Source organism: Rhizobium quercicola, from assembly GCF_021168455.1.
GTDB lineage: Bacteria > Pseudomonadota > Alphaproteobacteria > Rhizobiales > Rhizobiaceae > Ferranicluibacter > Ferranicluibacter quercicola.
In genome coordinates this window covers 1-15,203 of record NZ_JAJOZR010000008.1, presented here as the reverse complement: position 1 = coordinate 15,203, position 15,203 = coordinate 1, and the positions used below count along the sequence as shown (strand labels likewise).

Genomic DNA, 15,203 nt, shown 5'->3' with positions numbered 1-15,203 from the left:
ACGCCGCATCCGCCGCAATTGCAAGCGCCGCGCCGATGCGGCCCGACTGCCGAATTTCGACCGCCGGTGCGGGTTGCCGCCCGCGGCCTTCGGGCTACATTGCCTTCGAGGACCTCAAGCCGCCCGAGGATGCCGTTCCCCGAACTGCAGTCGTGACCCCGCAGGGTGCGGCAAGGCTATCTGCGGCTAGATCGTGCGTGAAGAAGGAGACGGACGTGCCAGATCGAACATCGCCCTTGGCACCCTTCCGCCACGACACCTTCCGCATCATCTGGATCGCAAGCCTTGCCTCCAATTTCGGCGGCCTCATCCAGTCCGTCGGCGCGGCGTGGATGATGACCTCGATCTCCACCTCGGTGAACATGGTCGCCCTGGTGCAGGCGTCCGTGACACTGCCCATCATGCTGTTTTCCCTGATCTCCGGCGCACTGGCCGACAGTTTCGACCGGCGGCGGATCATGCTGGTCGCGCAGGTCTTCATGCTCGTCGTGTCGGCGCTGCTCACGGCGTTCGCCTGGTTCGGGCTCATCACGCCGTGGCTGCTCCTGATGTTCACCTTTCTCATCGGCTGCGGCACGGCGCTGAACAACCCGGCCTGGCAGGCCTCCGTCGGCGACATGGTTCCGCGCGAGGACCTGCCGGGCGCCGTGTCGCTGAACAGCATGGGCTTCAACATGACGCGCAGCGTCGGCCCGGCCATCGGCGGCGTCATCGTCGCGGCGGCGGGCGCGGCGGCGGCCTTCGCGGTGAACACGCTCACCTATTTCGCGCTGATCACGGCGCTGCTGCGCTGGAAGCGGACGCCGGCGCCGAACGCGCTGCCGCGCGAGCCGCTGGCGCGTGCCGTGGGGGCGGGCTTGCGCTATGTCGCGATGTCGCCGAACATCCTCAAGGTCATGCTGCGCGGCTTTCTCTTCGGCCTGTCCGCAAGCGCCATCCTCGCCCTTCTGCCGCTGGTCGCGCGCGATCTCGTGGCCGGCGGGCCGCTGACCTATGGTGTCCTGCTCGGCGCCTTCGGCATCGGGGCCATCGGCGGCGCGCTGCTCAGCGCCCGGCTGCGCGAGCGTCTGGCCGGCGAAGCGATCGTGCGCATCGCCTTCCTCGGCTTTGCCCTGTCCGCCGTCATGGCCGCGCTCAGCCGCTCGGAGATCGTCACGGGCCTGGCCATGCTCATGTCGGGTGCCGGCTGGGTCTTGGCCCTGTCGCTGTTCAACACCACGGTGCAGCTCTCCACCCCGCGCTGGGTGGTTGCCCGGGCCCTGTCGCTCTACCAGACCACGACCTTCGGCGGCATGGCGCTCGGCAGCTGGGTCTGGGGTGCGGCGGCGGAGGCCTACGGCCCCTCGACGGCGCTCGTCGCCTCGGCGGTCGTCATGTTGTTCGGCGCGGCTGTCGGCCTGCGTTTCGCCCTGCCGGAGTTCAAGGCGCTCAATCTCGATCCGCTCGGGCGTTTCACCGAACCCATGCTGAAACTCGACCTGAAGCCGAGAAGCGGACCGATCGTCGTGATGATCGACTACGAGATCGATCTGGCCGATGTCGAGGCATTCCTGTCGATCATGACGGAGCGCCGCCGCGTCCGCATCCGCGACGGTGCCGGCCAATGGACCCTGATGCGCGATCTGGAGCGGCCGGAGATCTGGACGGAGACCTACCACGTGCCGACATGGGTCGAGTATGTCCGCCACAACCAGCGGCGTACGCAGGACGACGCGGCGATCCACGAACAGCTCCGCGCGCTCCACCGCGGCGAAAATGCACCGTATGTTCACCGGATGATCGAGCGCCAGACCATCCTGCCGCACGAATACGAGCAGTTCAAACGGCAGGTCGATATCGGCCACTGAGCCGTGTGATCTATCGCAGTGTCGCCTTCAGCCCCGCATCCGGGAAGCAGGTCGCCGCAAGGCCGTTCTTCTCCTGCCACTGCCCGAGCGAGCGCCGGGTCTTGTAACCGGCCAGCCCGTCGGCCTTGCCGATGTCGTAGCCCTGCGCCTCCAGCCGCTTCTGCATGGTCAGCACGTCCGAGCGCAGCATCTTGCCGACATCGCCCCAGCTGCCTTGAAAGGCCCCGCCGTTCTGGCCGATCCGGTCGGCGAGATTGCCGATGAAGAGGGCATAGAGGTCGGAATTGTTGTATTCCTTGATCACGTAGAAATTCGGCGTGACCAGGAATTCCGGCCCGTGGCGGCCGGCTGGCACCAGCATCATGCCACCGGCCTTGGCCTCGCTGCGGGGAAACGCCTTGCGGGAGATGCGGGTGATGCCGGTCGCAGCCCATTGACCGAGCGGCTTTGCGAGATCGGGCCCTTCCTGCGCGCAGGAAACGTTCTGCGGGATCGTGACCTCGAAGCCCCAGTCGCGCCCGCGCTGCCAGCCCTTTTCCGACAGGTAATGTGCGATGGAGCCGAGCACGTCGGGCACCGAGTTCCAGATGTCGCGCCGCCCGTCGCCGTCGAAATCGACGGCATATTGCAGGAAGCTCGAGGGTAGGAACTGCGGCTGGCCCATGGCGCCCGCCCACGAGCCGCGCATGTCGGCTTCATCAACGTCGCCGCTTTCCAGGATGTGCAGGGCGGAGATCAACTCGCGGGTGAAGAGCTCGCCGCGGGTCGACATGAAGGCCTTGGTCGCGAGCACATCGAGCACCGGATGCGGGATCTTCGCCCGGCCGAAGCCGGACTCACGACCCCAGATCGCCAGCACGATCGGCCCGGGCACACCATAGGTCTTCTCGATCCGCCGCAAGGTTGCGGCATGCGTCGAAGCGAGACTCCGGCCGGTCGCGGCCAGCCCCTGCAAGCGTTTTTCGGAGAAATAGGCGCCGGGCGAGGCGAATTCCGCCTGGCTCTGCTTCTGCTCGCCCTGCGGCCCGGAACCCGGCGGCACGAGGTCCGGCAGGTCCCAGTCGAGCTTCACGTCCGCGAAGGCCTTGTCGAATGCGCTTTTGGAAATGCCGCCCTTCTGTGCCTGCGGCCAGAGGTCGGTCTGCAGCCAGCGGCGGAACTGGGCCTCGGTCTCGGTCCTGGAGGCGGCGAGCGCCGGCGCGGCGGTTGCGGCGCAGAGGAGGGCGGCAAGGCCCAGGCGGCGGAATTGTTTCAGGACTGTCATATCAGATTGCCGTTCTCGCCCGCAGAGCCGCGGTCAGTGTGCCGTCGTCGAGATAATCGAGCTCGCCCCCGACGGGAACGCCATGGGCAAGCCGGGTGATGCGAACGTCCAGCCCGTCGAGCTGGTCGGTGATATAATGCGCCGTGGTCTGGCCCTCGACCGTGGCGTTGACGGCGATGATCAGCTCGCGCACTTCGCCCTTGACCACGCGATCGACCAGGCCGCGGATGTTGAGATCGTCGGGCCCGACGCCATCGAGCGGCGACAGCGTGCCGCCGAGCACATGATAGGCGGTGTTCATGGCGCCTGTACGTTCCAGCGCCCAGAGATCGGCGACATCCTCGACCACGATGATGCAGCTATGGTCGCGCCGCGCATCGGTGCAGACGCTGCACGGATCGCTCGTGTCCACATTGCCGCAGCAGGAGCAGATCCGCACCTTGCGGTGCGCCTCGACCATTGCGTCGGCGAGCGGCCCCAGCAGCTGGTCCTTCTTCTTGACGAGGTGCAGCGCGGCCCTGCGCGCCGAGCGCGGCCCGAGGCCCGGCACCTTCGCCAGAAGCTGGATGAGTTTTTCGATTTCGGGGCCGGTGACTCGCTTTGCCATGAGGCGCGTTCTACCCCATATGCGGCGCGAGTGAAAATGCTTTGCATCGCGCAGCCACGATCCGCAAGGGCGGAGGAAAGAAGGGGCCCCATGAAGATCGACGCCGTCTGCCTCGGTCCTGCCGCCGTCATCGACGGCAAGAAGGCGAAGACCGGCATCGTCAAGCATCCGCAGGGCGGCACCGTCATCGTCGATGCCGCGGGGCTCGCCGGCGATGCCGTCTGCAATCGCAAATATCACGGGGGACCGGATCAGGCGGTCTACGGTCTCGGCTCTCTGGATCTCGCGGCCTGGGCGGACGAGCTCGGCCAGAAGATCGAGCCCGGCCTGTTCGGGGAAAACCTCGTGATTTCGCAGATCGATAGTCGGATAATTGCCGTCGGCGACCGGTTCGAGACGGAGAGCGTGACCCTGGAGGTCACCTCCACCCGCATCCCCTGCTCGACGCTGTCGCTGCGGCTGAACGATCCCGGCTTCGCCCGCAGGTTCCGCAGGGTCGCAAGGCCCGGCTTCTACTGCCGCGTGCTGCGGCAAGGCACGCTCGGGATCGGCGATGCGGTCACCTATCGCGCATTTCAGGGGCCGAGGATCACGATGCCGGATATGCTCGGAGCCTCGGTCAAGACCCTGTCGGAGGAGGATCGCGCCCGCTACCGCGCAGCCCCGATCAGCGCGCGCGTTCGCGCCCAGCTGGATGCCTGCGCGCCTTAACCATTCCTTAAGGATCCGCTTCGCGCGCGCCGTCCTCTCGGCTATGTCCTCGGCATGCCCGTGAGGCTGGTGATGGAGAGATGCGATGGCTCGGGCAGACAGGATCAGACGGCCGGCGGGATGGCTCGCGCTCCTTCTCCTTGTCGCGGTACCCGCAAGCCATAGCCTTGCCAAGACCTGTACGCCGTCGGGCAGCGAAGCGTCGCGCCTCCAGCGCCAGATCGCCTCCAACATGGCCATGGCACGCAATCACGCCTGCACCGTCGGAAGCGGCGGCTTTGCCTGCCGGGAAATCGCCGGTCGCATCGCGCAGGCGCGCGCCGAACTGGCCGCCCTGCCGTCCGCATGTAAGCCCGTTGTCCGCACCGTGCGGGAGGAGGTCAAGCCGAAGCCGAAACGCGCCGTTGTGCGCAAGCCCGTCAAGGTCGCGGCCGAAGCCGCGACGACACGCGCCGCAACGCTCTGCGTGCGGCTGTCCGACGGATACTATTTCCCGACGCCCAATTCCGGCTTCGCGGCCACACCCGCCTCGACCGAGACTCTCGCCGCGCAGTGCAAGGCCATCTGCGACACTGCGGATATGGACGTCTTTCGCCACGACGTGGGACAAGGCGACCCGAAGGATATGATTTCGCTGTCGTCGGGCAAGCGCTATGGCGATCTCGCCACCGCTGGCCTTTATCGCACCGCGGCCGAGGCCAAGGCCTGCGACATGAGCCGGCTGTCCTCGACGGCTGCGCGGCCGACACCCGCCGCGATCGCTCCGCCCACGGTGACAGAGGCGGCCGCGGAGGCAAGTCCGGCAGGGGAGCCGACGGTTCTTGCGGCCCTTGAAAACCAGCCGACGACGGGACTTTTCATGAATGTCAGCCTGCGCGGCACGAAGACCGATATTCCGAGGCTTCCGCGCAAGGTGCGCATGGTCGGCCCGGCATTTCTGCCGGAGCCCTGAGCGAACGTTCGCAATGAACCGGACGGACGCTAGAACGGCAGTTTCATGCCGGGCGGGATCGGCAGGCCGGCGGTCAGTTCGCGGGTCTTCTCCGCGGTGATCGCCTCGGCCTTGTCCTTGCCGTCCTTGTGCGCGGCAACGATCAGGTCCTCGAGGATCTCGACATCGTCTTCCTTGAAGAGAGACGGGTCGATATTGATGCTCTTCAGCATGCCCTTGCCATCGAGCCGGACGGTGACGAGGCCGCCGCCCGAGGTGCCGTCCACTTCGAGGAGGGCGATTTCCTCCTGAAGCTTCTCCATCTTGGCCTGCATTTCCTTGACCTTGCCCATCATACCCATGATGTCGCGCATCGTCCGTCTCCTCTGCTGATCACTTAATGTTCGATATCGTCGCCGGGAAGGATGTCGCCCTCTTCGGACTCGGCCACAGCGGCCACCTCTGGCGTCTCGTCCAGCTCGACCTCCGACACCTTGATGCGGACGTCGACCATCTTCGAGCCGGGAAAGCGGGCGAGGATGGCGGCGACGTCGGGGTCCTGGCGCGCATCGTTGAAGCGCTGCTCCTTCGCCGCCGCCTCGGTCTCCACCATCGTCGGCTGGCCGGGCTCGCGGCTCACCGTCACCATCCAGCGCAGGCCGGTCCATTCTTCCAGCCGCCGCTGCAGATCGGTCACCAGCGTCTTCGGCGCGTCGTCCGGAACGTTCATTTCCAGACGGCCCGGTTCGAGCCGTACGAGACGCACGAAATTGCGCACCAGCGTCTTCAAAAGAATGTCGCGGTTCTTCTGGCAGAGATCGACGATATCGGCGACCGAGCGCAGCGGCACGACCGGTTCGGCCGATGCCGGCTGGATGTCGATGTTTCCGCGCTCCTGCGCGGCGGGAAGCTCGGCCTCCGGCACGGCGCGCAGCATGGCCGCACCATTGGCCGTCATCCGCGAGGGCGTGACCGGTTCGCCGGCGCGCGCCTGAAGGCTGCTCTGGCCCTGTGGCGGTAGGGACGAGGCCGCACCGTTGCCAGCGCCGCCACCATGGCCGGGGGCCGGCCCGCGGGGCGCAGGGCGTCCGGCGTCGCTGCCCGACATCTCCAGCAGCCGGCGCGCGGCGTCTTCCGGGGAGGGGAGGTGGGCCGCATGCGTCAGCCGGATCAGCACCATTTCGGCTGCCCCCGCGGGACGCGCGGCATTCTCCGTCTCCGGTATGCCCTTCAGCAGCATCTGCCAGATCCGCGACAGGGTGGACACGGCGACGGCGGCGGAGAATTCCGCGCCGCGCACCCGCTCGACCTCGCTCAGGGACTGGTCGTTGGCTGCTTCCGCGGAGAATTTGAGCTTGGTCACGAGATGGGTGAAATCGGCAAGATCGGTCAGCACGACGGCCGGGCTGGCGCCCGCTTCGTACTGCCAGGCAAACTCTTCCAGCGCCGCTTTCACATCGCCGCGCACCACATGGCCGAAGAGATCGACGATGCGGGCGCGATCGGCAAGGCCGAGCATGCTGCGCACCGCCTCGGCTTCCACGATACCGCCGCCATGGGCGATCGCCTGGTCGAGCAGCGACAGGCCGTCACGGGCCGAGCCCTCGGCGGCGCGTGCGATCATCGCCAGCGCCTCGGCCTGCGCCGTAATGCCCTCCTTGCCGAGAATGGTGGAGAACAGGCCGACCAGATCGGTCGCCGCGATCCGCCGCAGGTCGAACCGCTGGCAGCGCGACAGGACGGTGATCGGGACCTTGCGGATTTCGGTCGTGGCGAAGATGAACTTCACATGCTCCGGCGGCTCTTCGAGCGTCTTCAACAACCCGTTGAAGGCCTGCGTCGAGAGCATGTGCACTTCGTCGATGATATAGACTTTGTAGCGCGCGGAAACGGGCCGGTAGCGCACCTGCTCGATGATTTCGCGAATGTCGTCGATGCCGGTGTGCGAGGCGGCGTCCATCTCGATTACATCGACATGCCGGCCTTCCATGATCGCCTGGCAGTGCTCGCCGGGCGTGCGAAGGTCGATCGTCGGCTTGTCGATCTCGTCCGTCTTGTAATTAAGGGCGCGCGCGAGAATACGGGCGGTCGTCGTCTTGCCGACGCCGCGCACGCCGGTCAGCATGTAGGCCTGGGCGATGCGACCGGTCTCGAACGCGTTGGTCAGCGTCCGCACCATCGGCTCCTGCCCCACCATCAGGTCGGAGAAATCCTTCGGCCGGTACTTGCGGGCCAGCACGCGATAGGCGGCCGGCTTCTCGGTCGAGGCTGCGTCAGGAGATGTGGTGGTGATGTCGTTCATGCGCCCCGCCGCTGGTTCCGTCTGTCCGGACAGTCGGCAAGCTTTAGACGCGGCAGCGAGCTTGCGAACGGGCGGCGCTGGTCTGAAGGTTCAAGGTCTCTCACGAAGACCCTGAGGGTGGGAGGCTGGCACGATGACCCGTGCCGGGCTCGTTGGGGCTGCTTCCTTCCGGACCTGACCCGGTTGGCGAGTGGCTCGTCCACCACCAACCTCCCGACCTCCATATCGGCAATATCGCGCCGGAATGCAAGTCGGCCCTTGGAAGAATCTGGCATCCCTGTCAGAACTCTGAAAAAGACGACGCATGCCGGAAGGAGGAACCGTGACCCCGTTCGATCTCGACCCGCGCCTGGCGCGCGACAGCGACCTCGTGGCCCATCTCGATCTCTGCCAGCTCCGGCTGAGCCGGGACGCCCGCTGGCCCTGGCTCATCCTCATCCCCGAGCGAAACGCCGTCAGCGAGACGTTCGATCTGCCGCCCGACGAGCAGGCGACGCTGTCCGATGAAGCCAACCGTGTCGCGGCCGCCCTGAAACGGGTGACCGGAGCGACCAAGATCAATATCGGCGCCCTGGGCAATATCGTCCGGCAGCTCCATGTCCATGTCGTCGCCCGCACCGAAGGGGATGTGAACTGGCCCGGCCCGATCTGGGGCTTCGGCACGGCGCAGGCCTGGGACAAGGCCGAGCGCGACGATTTCCTCCACCGTCTGACGGAATCCCTGACATGACCCACCCCATTTTCGACCTCAAGGGACCCCATCCCGAACCGAGCTCGCTCGTTGCCTTCGCGGAGAATCATCTCGTGCGCGAGAGCGAACAGCGAAGCGACGATTGCCTGGAACAGGCGCTGAAGACGGAAGGCGCGCATCTTTTCGCCTTTGCGGAGGGAAAGCTGGTCGTCAAGCACGACGAAAACATCATCGACCCGCTGTTTGCGCCCTACGAGATCGCCGCTCTCGAGCCGGATCTCGAGGCTGCCGTCCTTCTCGGCCGGCTGCCATCGGGCGAGCCGCGGATCGCCGTTCCCGTCAACCGCACGGAGGCGACGCTGGAGGAGCCGTTCAAGCTCGCCGACGGCCGCAGCCTCTATCGCCAGGCGATGCTGCCCGACGAACTCCTCGGACAGTTCGCGCAGGCAGCAAGCCTGATCGCCTGGAATGCCTCCAACCGCTTCTGCGGCAAGTGCGGCAGCCCGATGGAGGCCAAGGGCGGCGGATATCGGCGGGTGTGCACGGCCTGCGGCCATCTGGCGTTCCCGCGTACCGACCCCGTCGTCATCATGCTGACGATCGACGTCGCGCGCGATCTCTGCCTGCTCGGCCGCAGCCCGCATTTTCCGGAAGGCATGTATTCCTGCCTTGCCGGGTTCCTGGAGCCGGGAGAGACGATCGAGAATGCCGTTCGCCGAGAGACGCTGGAGGAATCCGGCATCCGCACCGGCCGCGTGCGCTACCACGCCTCGCAGCCCTGGCCCATGCCGCACAGCCTGATGATCGGCTGCTATGCGGAAGCGCAGTCGAGCGACATCCGCATGGACGATCTGGAGCTGGAAGACTGCCGCTGGTTTACCCGCGAGGAAACGCGCGCCATGCTCGCCCGCAACACGGGCCAGGACGCGAGCCATCCCTCCACACCGCCCAAGGGCGCGATCGCCCACCAGCTGATGCGCGACTGGCTGGACTGGCCCGCCTGACGGCCGCCCGAAAACGAACAGCCTGAAACGAAGAGAACCGGCGCAGGCGCCGGTTCCTATCCGTCGTGCCGCTGGAAAAAACCGCGATCAGAAGTCGCGCTGGAAGCGGATCGTGCCGCCGAAGGCATCGCCATTGCCGCGCTCGCCGTCGAACTTGGTGTAGTTGAATTCCGGCTGCACCTTGAAGTTATCGACGATCATGTACTCCATGTTGAGGGCAGTCGCGAGCGTGCCATCCTCTTCATAGGCGACCTGGCCGTTGATGGAGGTCTTGTCGTTGACCGTCGCGGTGAAGCCGCCCCAGGCCGCCCAGTCGCCGTTCCAAGGGCCGTAATAGTTGCGCTGGCGGGTGTTGCCGATGCCCTTGTCGTTGTCCCAGTCGGACTGGTAGCCGGCCATGATGAAGATCTTGAACACATCGTTGAAGACGACGTCGGCGCGGATCTTGCCGCCGAAGGCATCGGCTTCCGTATCATAGCCGCCGATGACGAACAGGCCGCCCCAGTCTTCCTGGATGCGCGCGCCGGCCAGCGGATGGGCGCCCTTGTAATCTTCGGTCGGCCGGCCGAGGAAGCCGGTGTCGTAGGAGCCGCCGCCTTCCTCGAGGCCGATGAAGGCCGAGAAGCCCTTGTCGCCGCCCCACTGGTAGCTGATTTGGTTGGTCCGGCTGCCGGTATAGTCGATGACGTCGTCGTTGATGATGTTGCCGGCCGAATTGAGGAACAGGTCGTAGCGCGAATCATTGACGCCGGCCATGAAGCCGCCGAGCGTGATGAAGCCGGAATTGATGTAGCTCGTCGTCTCGCCGCCGCTGGCTTCCGAGCGCATCTCGATGAAGGAGCGCAGCTGGCCGTATTCGGTATCGCTGCGGGCGTCGAGCGTCAGGGTCCCGCGCGTAAACGGCGACCAGGCCTGATCTTCGCCGTCATAGGGGCTATCGCCGACATTGTTGTCGAAGCGGACGTAGCCACCGATTTTCAGGCAGGTTTCCGTGCCCGGAATGTAGAAGAAGCCTTCACCGAAGGCGTCGCAGACACGGACATATTCCATGGCTTCCGGTTCCGCTGCCACGATGGCATCGGCGGCCTGCGCGCCGGCGGTGATGGAAAGGGCTGCCGTCGAGGCAAGAAAAAGGGTTCTGATGATCATGGTAGGCGTCCTCCGGATGCCGCCGTCCCGCGGCTGTCGAAACGAGAGGCGCGCGCGGCATCGCCGCAAATCAGTCACCTCTTTGCCGTACGCAATCACTTTCGCGCGACAAACACTACCCCACATTTTCGGTCGGTCCGCCCCTGCGCGAAGGATTTCGCAGGGGCGCGACTTTTATAACACGCGCCGCATCGGGTGTGCCGGGTAGGAGCCGAGGATCCGGACTTTTTCGGAGAAGAACCGCAGTTCCTCCAGCGCCCGCTTGACGTTCGCGTCGTCGGGATGCCCGTCGATATCGGCGTAGAACTGCGTCGCGATGAACTTGCCGCCGATCTGGTAGCTCTCCAGCTTCGTCATGTTGATGCCGTTCGTGGCAAAGCCGCCCAGCGCCTTGTAGAGCGCGGCCGGGATGTTGCGGACATTGAAGACGAAAGTGGTGACGATGAGGTCGGCATCCGCATCGCGCCGGATCGGTTTCTCGTCACGCGAAAGCACGACGAAGCGCGTCACATTGTTTTCGGTATCCTCGACGTTCTCGGCGACGATGTCGAGCGTGTAGAGGTCTGCCGCCAGCCGTGGCGCAAGGGCGGCCATGGAGCGGTCGCCGGTCTCGGACACGAGCTTGGCGGCACCTGCGGTATCCCCCGCCACGACCGGCTTCCAGCCATTGGCACGCACGATCTTGCGGCATTGGCCGAGCGCATGGATGTGGCTGTGCACCGTCCGGATCTCGCTGCGCGACACGCCCGGCAGCACCATCAGCTGAAAGCGGATCGGCATGAAATATTCGCCGATGATGTGCAGGCGTGATTCGGGCAGGAGATGGTGGATATCGGCAACGCGGCCCGCGATCGTGTTTTCGATCGGGATCATCGCGAGATCCGCCTCGCCGTTCTCGACGGCGAGAAAGGCATCCTCGAAGGTCTGGCAGGGCAGGGGATCCATCGTCGGGAACATGTCCCGGCAGGCCATGTCGGAATTGGCGCCGTAATCGCCCTGGAAGGAGATGCGGTTCGTGACGGGCATCATGATGCGGCTCCGATGCGCGTCGACAGCAGCCGCCGTGCGGCCTCGAGATCCTCAGGCGTATCGACGCCGAGCGGAATGGAGCTGACGATTTCCACGTCGATGCGCATGCCCGCCTCCAGTGCCCGCAGCTGTTCGAGCGATTCGCGCTTTTCGAGCGACGAGGGCGGCAGGGCGACGAACTGCTCGAGAGCGGCGCGGCGATAGGCGTAAAGGCCGATATGGTGATAGAGCGGCCCCGCCCCGTGCGGCGCGGTCGCGCGGGTGAAATAGAGCGCCCGCAGGCGACTGTCGGACAGCGGTGCGCCGACGACCTTGACCACGTTGGGGTTGGTCTTTTCCGCCTCGTGCACGATCTCGACGGTCAGCGTCGCGATATCCACGGCCGGATCGTTGAGCGGCCGCAGGGCTGCGCGGATGGTCTCCGGCTCGATCGTCGGCAGGTCGCCCTGCACGTTGATGACGGTCTCGACCAGGCCGTCCGGGTCGCACAGGGTCAGGGCCTCGTAGATGCGGTCGGAGCCGGACGGATGGTCGGTGCGCGTCATCACGGCCTCGAAACCGGCAGCCGTCACGGCGTCGAACGTGTCGGGGTGATCGACGGCGACGACGATGCGTCCGACCGCTGCGTCGCGTGCGCGCAGCGCCACCTGAACGATCATCGGCAGCCCGCAAATGTCGGCCAGCGGCTTGCCGGGAAGCCGCGTGGAGGCCATTCGCGCCGGGATCAGCACGAGTGTTCTGGCCAAATTGTCGCTTTTCATGCCGAGCCCTTCAAAACGCACGCGAAAAGTGCCAGAAGTGGTTCGTCCGGCACGGATATCGCTGTTGCAACGCTCGGTCAAAAGACATAGCTTCCGCGCGATTTCAAGGTGCCGGGGCAGATTGTTCATATCGGCGGCGCGCGCATAAGCTTGAAGCCGGACGCAAGGGGAGGTGTGTTGATGAACTCGCATGTAAATATGGCCGTGGGAGCCTTTCTCGGAACGGTCTTCGTGCTGATGTCCGTATCGATCGCCTCCGAGGGGATTTTCCATTCGGAAGCGCCGGAAAAGCCGGGCTTCGCCATCATCGCGGAGGAAACGACGGGCGAAGCGGGAGCGGGTGCTGCAGCCGAGGTCGAGGTCGACATCAAGCCGCTCTTGGCCAGCGCCGATGCGAGCGCCGGCGAAGCGGTGTTCAAGAAATGTGCCGCCTGTCACACCATCGAGAAGGGCGGACCGAACAAGGTCGGCCCCAATCTCTGGGGCGTGGTCGAGCGGCCGATCGCCTCGCATGAGGGCTTTGCCTATTCGGCCGGCATGAAGACCTTCGCCGAGGCCAACAAGACCTGGACCTACGACCACCTCAGCTATTTCGTCGAGGCGCCGAAGAAGCATGTGCCCGGCACCGCCATGGGCTTTGCCGGCGTGAAGAAGCCGGATGAGCGCGCAAATCTCATCGCCTGGCTGCGTGGCCAGTCCGACGCACCGGTCGCCCTTCCCGCGGCCTCCGCATCCGCCGCGCCGGCAGAGGGCGCCGCACCGGCGGCCCCCGCCGAAGGTGCCGCACCTGCTGCACCGGTGCCTGCTGCACCGGCACCTGCTGCACCGGCGAAGTAAGCCGGTTCCTTCCAGAGACAGCCCCTATCGAAGCCCGGCCCGCGCCGGGCTTTTTCATGTCCGGAAGAAAGGCGTCTGCTGTGGCGTCAGAGAAGCACGTAGGCCCAGGCGGAGACGGTGACGACGCCGAACGCCGTGGTCAGCGTGATGGTCGAGGATGCAAGGCCGTGGCCGACATTGAAGTGGTTGGCGATCAGCCAAGCATTGACGCCGGTGGGGACGGCGGAGGTCAGCACCAGCGCTGCCGTCCAGTCGCGATCAAGCCCAAGCAGATGGCTGGCAGCGAAGACGCAGGCGGGCAGCACCACGAGTTTCAGCGTGCTGGTGAAGGCGGCAAGGCCGAGATTGCCCGAGAGCCCGTATTTGTCGAGCGCCATCCCGATCGAGATCAGCGCGGCCGGGCCGGCGACGGCGGCGGTCTGGTCGATGGCGATCCGGAGCGGTCCTGACAGCGGCAGGTTGGCCACATGCATCAGCGCGCCGCAGACGAGCCCGATCACCAGCGGGTTGCGCACGAGGTTCCGCAGGATGCCGCGGGCGAGCGCCAGCGGGCTTTGCGCCACGCCGCCATTGGTCTTGCGCTCCGCCCGCTCCATGAGGATCGTGCCGGCGATCATCATCACCGGAAGATGGACCGAAATGAGGATGGACAGCGCAACGATACCGGCATCGCCGACATTGCGCGAGACCAGCGGCAGGCCGATGAAGATCGTGTTGGCAAAGGCCGAGGAGACCCCGGCGAGGACGCCGATGCGCCGGTCCCGCCCGAAGCCGAGCGTGGCGACGAAATGGCCGAGCGTCCAGACGACTGCGACGCCGGAGAAATAGGCGACCCACAGCGGCCAGGGCGAGCCCCCGGTGAAATCCGCCGTCGCGATGGTCCGAAACAGCAGGATGGGCACGGAAACCTTGAAGACGAAGTCGCCGAGCGCATCGCCGACGGCCGGCTTCAGATAGCCGGTGCGCACGATCAGCCAGCCGGCAAAGATCAGAACGAAGAGGGGGAGGACATTGATCAGGACGTCGGACATGAGACACTCCGTGCCTCTATCGCATAGACTGCTTTGCACGCGGTTCGCAACCTTTCCGTTTGCGACGCAATGCTAGCGTAAGCCTCGACTGTCATATTGCCGGCCGGTCACCCGCAATGAAGGGATTGGACATGGCGGTCAGCGAAAAATGGTGGCGGCAACCGGTTCTGCTCGAACTGGACGGCATCGGGGATTACAGCGTCGTTCGCAATACGCGGGAGGCGGCGGAAGTCCTGCTCGACAGATGGCCGACCCATGAGGGCGCCGCCTACAAGGCCGCCATCCGGATGTGTCGCTATGTTCTCAACGGAGAGCAGCCCGCCGACTACGCACGCGAGGATTTCATCGCCGCTGCGGTGGAGGCCTATATTCACGTCGACGAGAGCCGCCCACCGGTCTCTTGATGTCTCTTGGAGCGTGTCGCGGAAAAGTGTGCAGCGGTTCTGCGCGAACGACATGCCGATCGCCAAACGCTTTGGCCCGCTATTGGCGGCAGGCATCCGCCCCGATGGAACATTCCGGCAAGACCCGGCGTTTGCCCGTCACCCGAAGGCCGATCGGCACGAGGCCCTGATAGGGGCTGAGGCAGCAAGCGGCCGGCAAGCAACGAGGGATGCGGGCATGCCGATGGACAAGCAGATCTATTCCCGACGCGACGACGAACCGCACCTGCGGGACGACGACCTCGCGGGCAAGGTTGCCCGCTACATCCAGTATGTCGCGCTTGTGGATACGACGCACCTCAACGTCATGGCCATCGGGCGAACCATCATCCTCTCCGGCTCCGTTGCCAACGAGGCGGAGGTCGGCTGCGTCGAGCAGGCAGCGGCATCCGTCATCGGCGTCCATCTTGTCGAAAACACAGTAACCATCCGCCATCACTGAGCGTTTCCGAAGTCTGGAAAGACGGGACTAGAGTCTGTCAGGCTGTTATTGCACCATACCCTGCGTGTCGCAGGTACGCGGCGCATTCTGTTGGGCTGAAGTGAGTGAGGAGGCTTCCGACCTCGCGCCAAGCCTCCTCGATCGTTCGGCGGTC

The 15,203-nt window shown here is 65.6% G+C and carries 16 protein-coding genes and 1 other RNA gene; 8 read left to right on the top strand and 9 right to left on the bottom strand.

The window, feature by feature from the left end:
• Positions 1–215: 215 nt before the first annotated feature.
• On the top strand, positions 216–1,847 hold the full coding sequence (locus LRX75_RS13205) for an MFS transporter (RefSeq protein ID WP_231815068.1): 1,632 nt from the start codon (positions 216–218) through the stop codon (positions 1,845–1,847).
• Positions 1,848–1,857: 10 nt separating this feature from the next.
• On the opposite strand, the gene LRX75_RS13200 is transcribed toward LRX75_RS13205, so the two are convergent.
• Both LRX75_RS13200 and recR read right to left on the bottom strand, forming a co-directional pair.
• Positions 1,858–3,111: a lytic murein transglycosylase gene (locus tag LRX75_RS13200; RefSeq protein ID WP_231815066.1), complete on the bottom strand. Its 1,254-nt coding sequence runs from the start codon at positions 3,109–3,111 to the stop codon at positions 1,858–1,860.
• 1 nt (position 3,112) lies between these two features.
• Complete coding sequence (gene recR / locus LRX75_RS13195; protein WP_231815064.1) at positions 3,113–3,718, bottom strand: recombination mediator RecR; 606 nt, start codon at positions 3,716–3,718, stop codon at positions 3,113–3,115.
• Between the two features lie 90 nt (positions 3,719–3,808).
• Here recR and LRX75_RS13190 point away from each other — a divergent pair, with 90 nt between their 5' ends.
• Complete coding sequence (locus tag LRX75_RS13190; RefSeq protein WP_231815062.1) at positions 3,809–4,429, top strand: MOSC domain-containing protein; 621 nt, start codon at positions 3,809–3,811, stop codon at positions 4,427–4,429.
• Positions 4,430–4,514: 85 nt separating this feature from the next.
• Entirely contained in the window at positions 4,515–5,381 is an 867-nt protein-coding gene (locus LRX75_RS13185) for a DUF2865 domain-containing protein (RefSeq protein WP_231815060.1), read from the top strand.
• A gap of 29 nt (positions 5,382–5,410) precedes the next feature.
• Here the strand turns inward: LRX75_RS13185 and LRX75_RS13180 are convergent, their stop codons facing one another.
• The 3 genes from LRX75_RS13180 to ffs form a co-directional block, all read right to left on the bottom strand.
• Positions 5,411–5,734: a YbaB/EbfC family nucleoid-associated protein gene (locus LRX75_RS13180; RefSeq protein ID WP_231815059.1), complete on the bottom strand. Its 324-nt coding sequence runs from the start codon at positions 5,732–5,734 to the stop codon at positions 5,411–5,413.
• Between the two features lie 23 nt (positions 5,735–5,757).
• On the bottom strand, positions 5,758–7,662 hold the full coding sequence (locus LRX75_RS13175) for a DNA polymerase III subunit gamma/tau (RefSeq protein WP_231815057.1): 1,905 nt from the start codon (positions 7,660–7,662) through the stop codon (positions 5,758–5,760).
• Between the two features lie 117 nt (positions 7,663–7,779).
• Positions 7,780–7,876, bottom strand: an RNA gene (gene ffs, locus LRX75_RS13170) — signal recognition particle sRNA small type.
• A 108-nt stretch (positions 7,877–7,984) separates the two neighbouring features.
• On the opposite strand from ffs, the gene LRX75_RS13165 reads away from it, so the two are divergent.
• Both LRX75_RS13165 and nudC read left to right on the top strand, forming a co-directional pair.
• On the top strand, positions 7,985–8,392 hold the full coding sequence (locus tag LRX75_RS13165) for an HIT domain-containing protein (RefSeq protein ID WP_231815055.1): 408 nt from the start codon (positions 7,985–7,987) through the stop codon (positions 8,390–8,392).
• Positions 8,389–9,357, top strand: a complete 969-nt coding sequence (gene nudC, locus LRX75_RS13160; protein WP_231815053.1) for an NAD(+) diphosphatase — start codon at positions 8,389–8,391, stop codon at positions 9,355–9,357. Before LRX75_RS13165 ends, nudC begins: the two co-directional genes overlap by 4 nt.
• Positions 9,358–9,444: 87 nt before the next feature.
• Here nudC and LRX75_RS13155 read toward each other — a convergent pair whose 3' ends face one another.
• From LRX75_RS13155 to LRX75_RS13145, 3 genes are all read right to left on the bottom strand, one after another.
• Positions 9,445–10,506, bottom strand: a complete 1,062-nt coding sequence (locus LRX75_RS13155; RefSeq protein WP_231815051.1) for a porin — start codon at positions 10,504–10,506, stop codon at positions 9,445–9,447.
• A 174-nt stretch (positions 10,507–10,680) separates the two neighbouring features.
• Entirely contained in the window at positions 10,681–11,535 is an 855-nt protein-coding gene (locus LRX75_RS13150; protein ID WP_231815050.1) for a prephenate dehydratase, read from the bottom strand.
• A complete protein-coding gene (locus tag LRX75_RS13145; RefSeq protein WP_231815048.1) occupies positions 11,532–12,296 on the bottom strand; it encodes a 3-deoxy-manno-octulosonate cytidylyltransferase in 765 nt (254 codons plus the stop codon). Before LRX75_RS13145 ends, LRX75_RS13150 begins: the two co-directional genes overlap by 4 nt.
• 180 nt (positions 12,297–12,476) lie before the next feature.
• On the opposite strand from LRX75_RS13145, the gene LRX75_RS13140 reads away from it, so the two are divergent.
• Positions 12,477–13,133 (top strand): c-type cytochrome, encoded by a 657-nt coding sequence (locus LRX75_RS13140; RefSeq protein WP_231815046.1) that lies wholly within the window; start codon positions 12,477–12,479, stop codon positions 13,131–13,133.
• Positions 13,134–13,219: 86 nt separating this feature from the next.
• On the opposite strand, the gene LRX75_RS13135 is transcribed toward LRX75_RS13140, so the two are convergent.
• Entirely contained in the window at positions 13,220–14,164 is a 945-nt protein-coding gene (locus LRX75_RS13135; RefSeq protein WP_231815044.1) for an AEC family transporter, read from the bottom strand.
• A gap of 131 nt (positions 14,165–14,295) precedes the next feature.
• Here LRX75_RS13135 and LRX75_RS13130 point away from each other — a divergent pair, with 131 nt between their 5' ends.
• Positions 14,296–14,568, top strand: a complete 273-nt coding sequence (locus LRX75_RS13130; RefSeq protein WP_162742885.1) for a DUF982 domain-containing protein — start codon at positions 14,296–14,298, stop codon at positions 14,566–14,568.
• 217 nt (positions 14,569–14,785) lie between these two features.
• Positions 14,786–15,049: a BON domain-containing protein gene (locus tag LRX75_RS13125; protein WP_231815042.1), complete on the top strand. Its 264-nt coding sequence runs from the start codon at positions 14,786–14,788 to the stop codon at positions 15,047–15,049.
• Positions 15,050–15,203: the final 154 nt, after the last annotated feature.

Bases quoted from the DNA above. Each gene is read 5' to 3' on its own strand.
- LRX75_RS13200 (WP_231815066.1), bottom strand. From the start codon at position 3,111: ATGACAGTCCTGAAACAATTCCGCCGCCTGGGCCTTGCCGCCCTCCTC.
- recR (WP_231815064.1), bottom strand. From the start codon at position 3,718: ATGGCAAAGCGAGTCACCGGCCCCGAAATCGAAAAACTCATCCAGCTT.
- LRX75_RS13190 (WP_231815062.1), top strand. From the start codon at position 3,809: ATGAAGATCGACGCCGTCTGCCTCGGTCCTGCCGCCGTCATCGACGGC.
- LRX75_RS13185 (WP_231815060.1), top strand. From the start codon at position 4,515: ATGGCTCGGGCAGACAGGATCAGACGGCCGGCGGGATGGCTCGCGCTC.
- LRX75_RS13180 (WP_231815059.1), bottom strand. From the start codon at position 5,734: ATGCGCGACATCATGGGTATGATGGGCAAGGTCAAGGAAATGCAGGCC.
- LRX75_RS13175 (WP_231815057.1), bottom strand. From the start codon at position 7,662: ATGAACGACATCACCACCACATCTCCTGACGCAGCCTCGACCGAGAAG.
- nudC (WP_231815053.1), top strand. From the start codon at position 8,389: ATGACCCACCCCATTTTCGACCTCAAGGGACCCCATCCCGAACCGAGC.
- LRX75_RS13155 (WP_231815051.1), bottom strand. From the start codon at position 10,506: ATGATCATCAGAACCCTTTTTCTTGCCTCGACGGCAGCCCTTTCCATC.
- LRX75_RS13150 (WP_231815050.1), bottom strand. From the start codon at position 11,535: ATGATGCCCGTCACGAACCGCATCTCCTTCCAGGGCGATTACGGCGCC.
- LRX75_RS13145 (WP_231815048.1), bottom strand. From the start codon at position 12,296: ATGAAAAGCGACAATTTGGCCAGAACACTCGTGCTGATCCCGGCGCGA.
- LRX75_RS13140 (WP_231815046.1), top strand. From the start codon at position 12,477: ATGAACTCGCATGTAAATATGGCCGTGGGAGCCTTTCTCGGAACGGTC.
- LRX75_RS13135 (WP_231815044.1), bottom strand. From the start codon at position 14,164: ATGTCCGACGTCCTGATCAATGTCCTCCCCCTCTTCGTTCTGATCTTT.
- LRX75_RS13130 (WP_162742885.1), top strand. From the start codon at position 14,296: ATGGCGGTCAGCGAAAAATGGTGGCGGCAACCGGTTCTGCTCGAACTG.
- LRX75_RS13125 (WP_231815042.1), top strand. From the start codon at position 14,786: ATGCCGATGGACAAGCAGATCTATTCCCGACGCGACGACGAACCGCAC.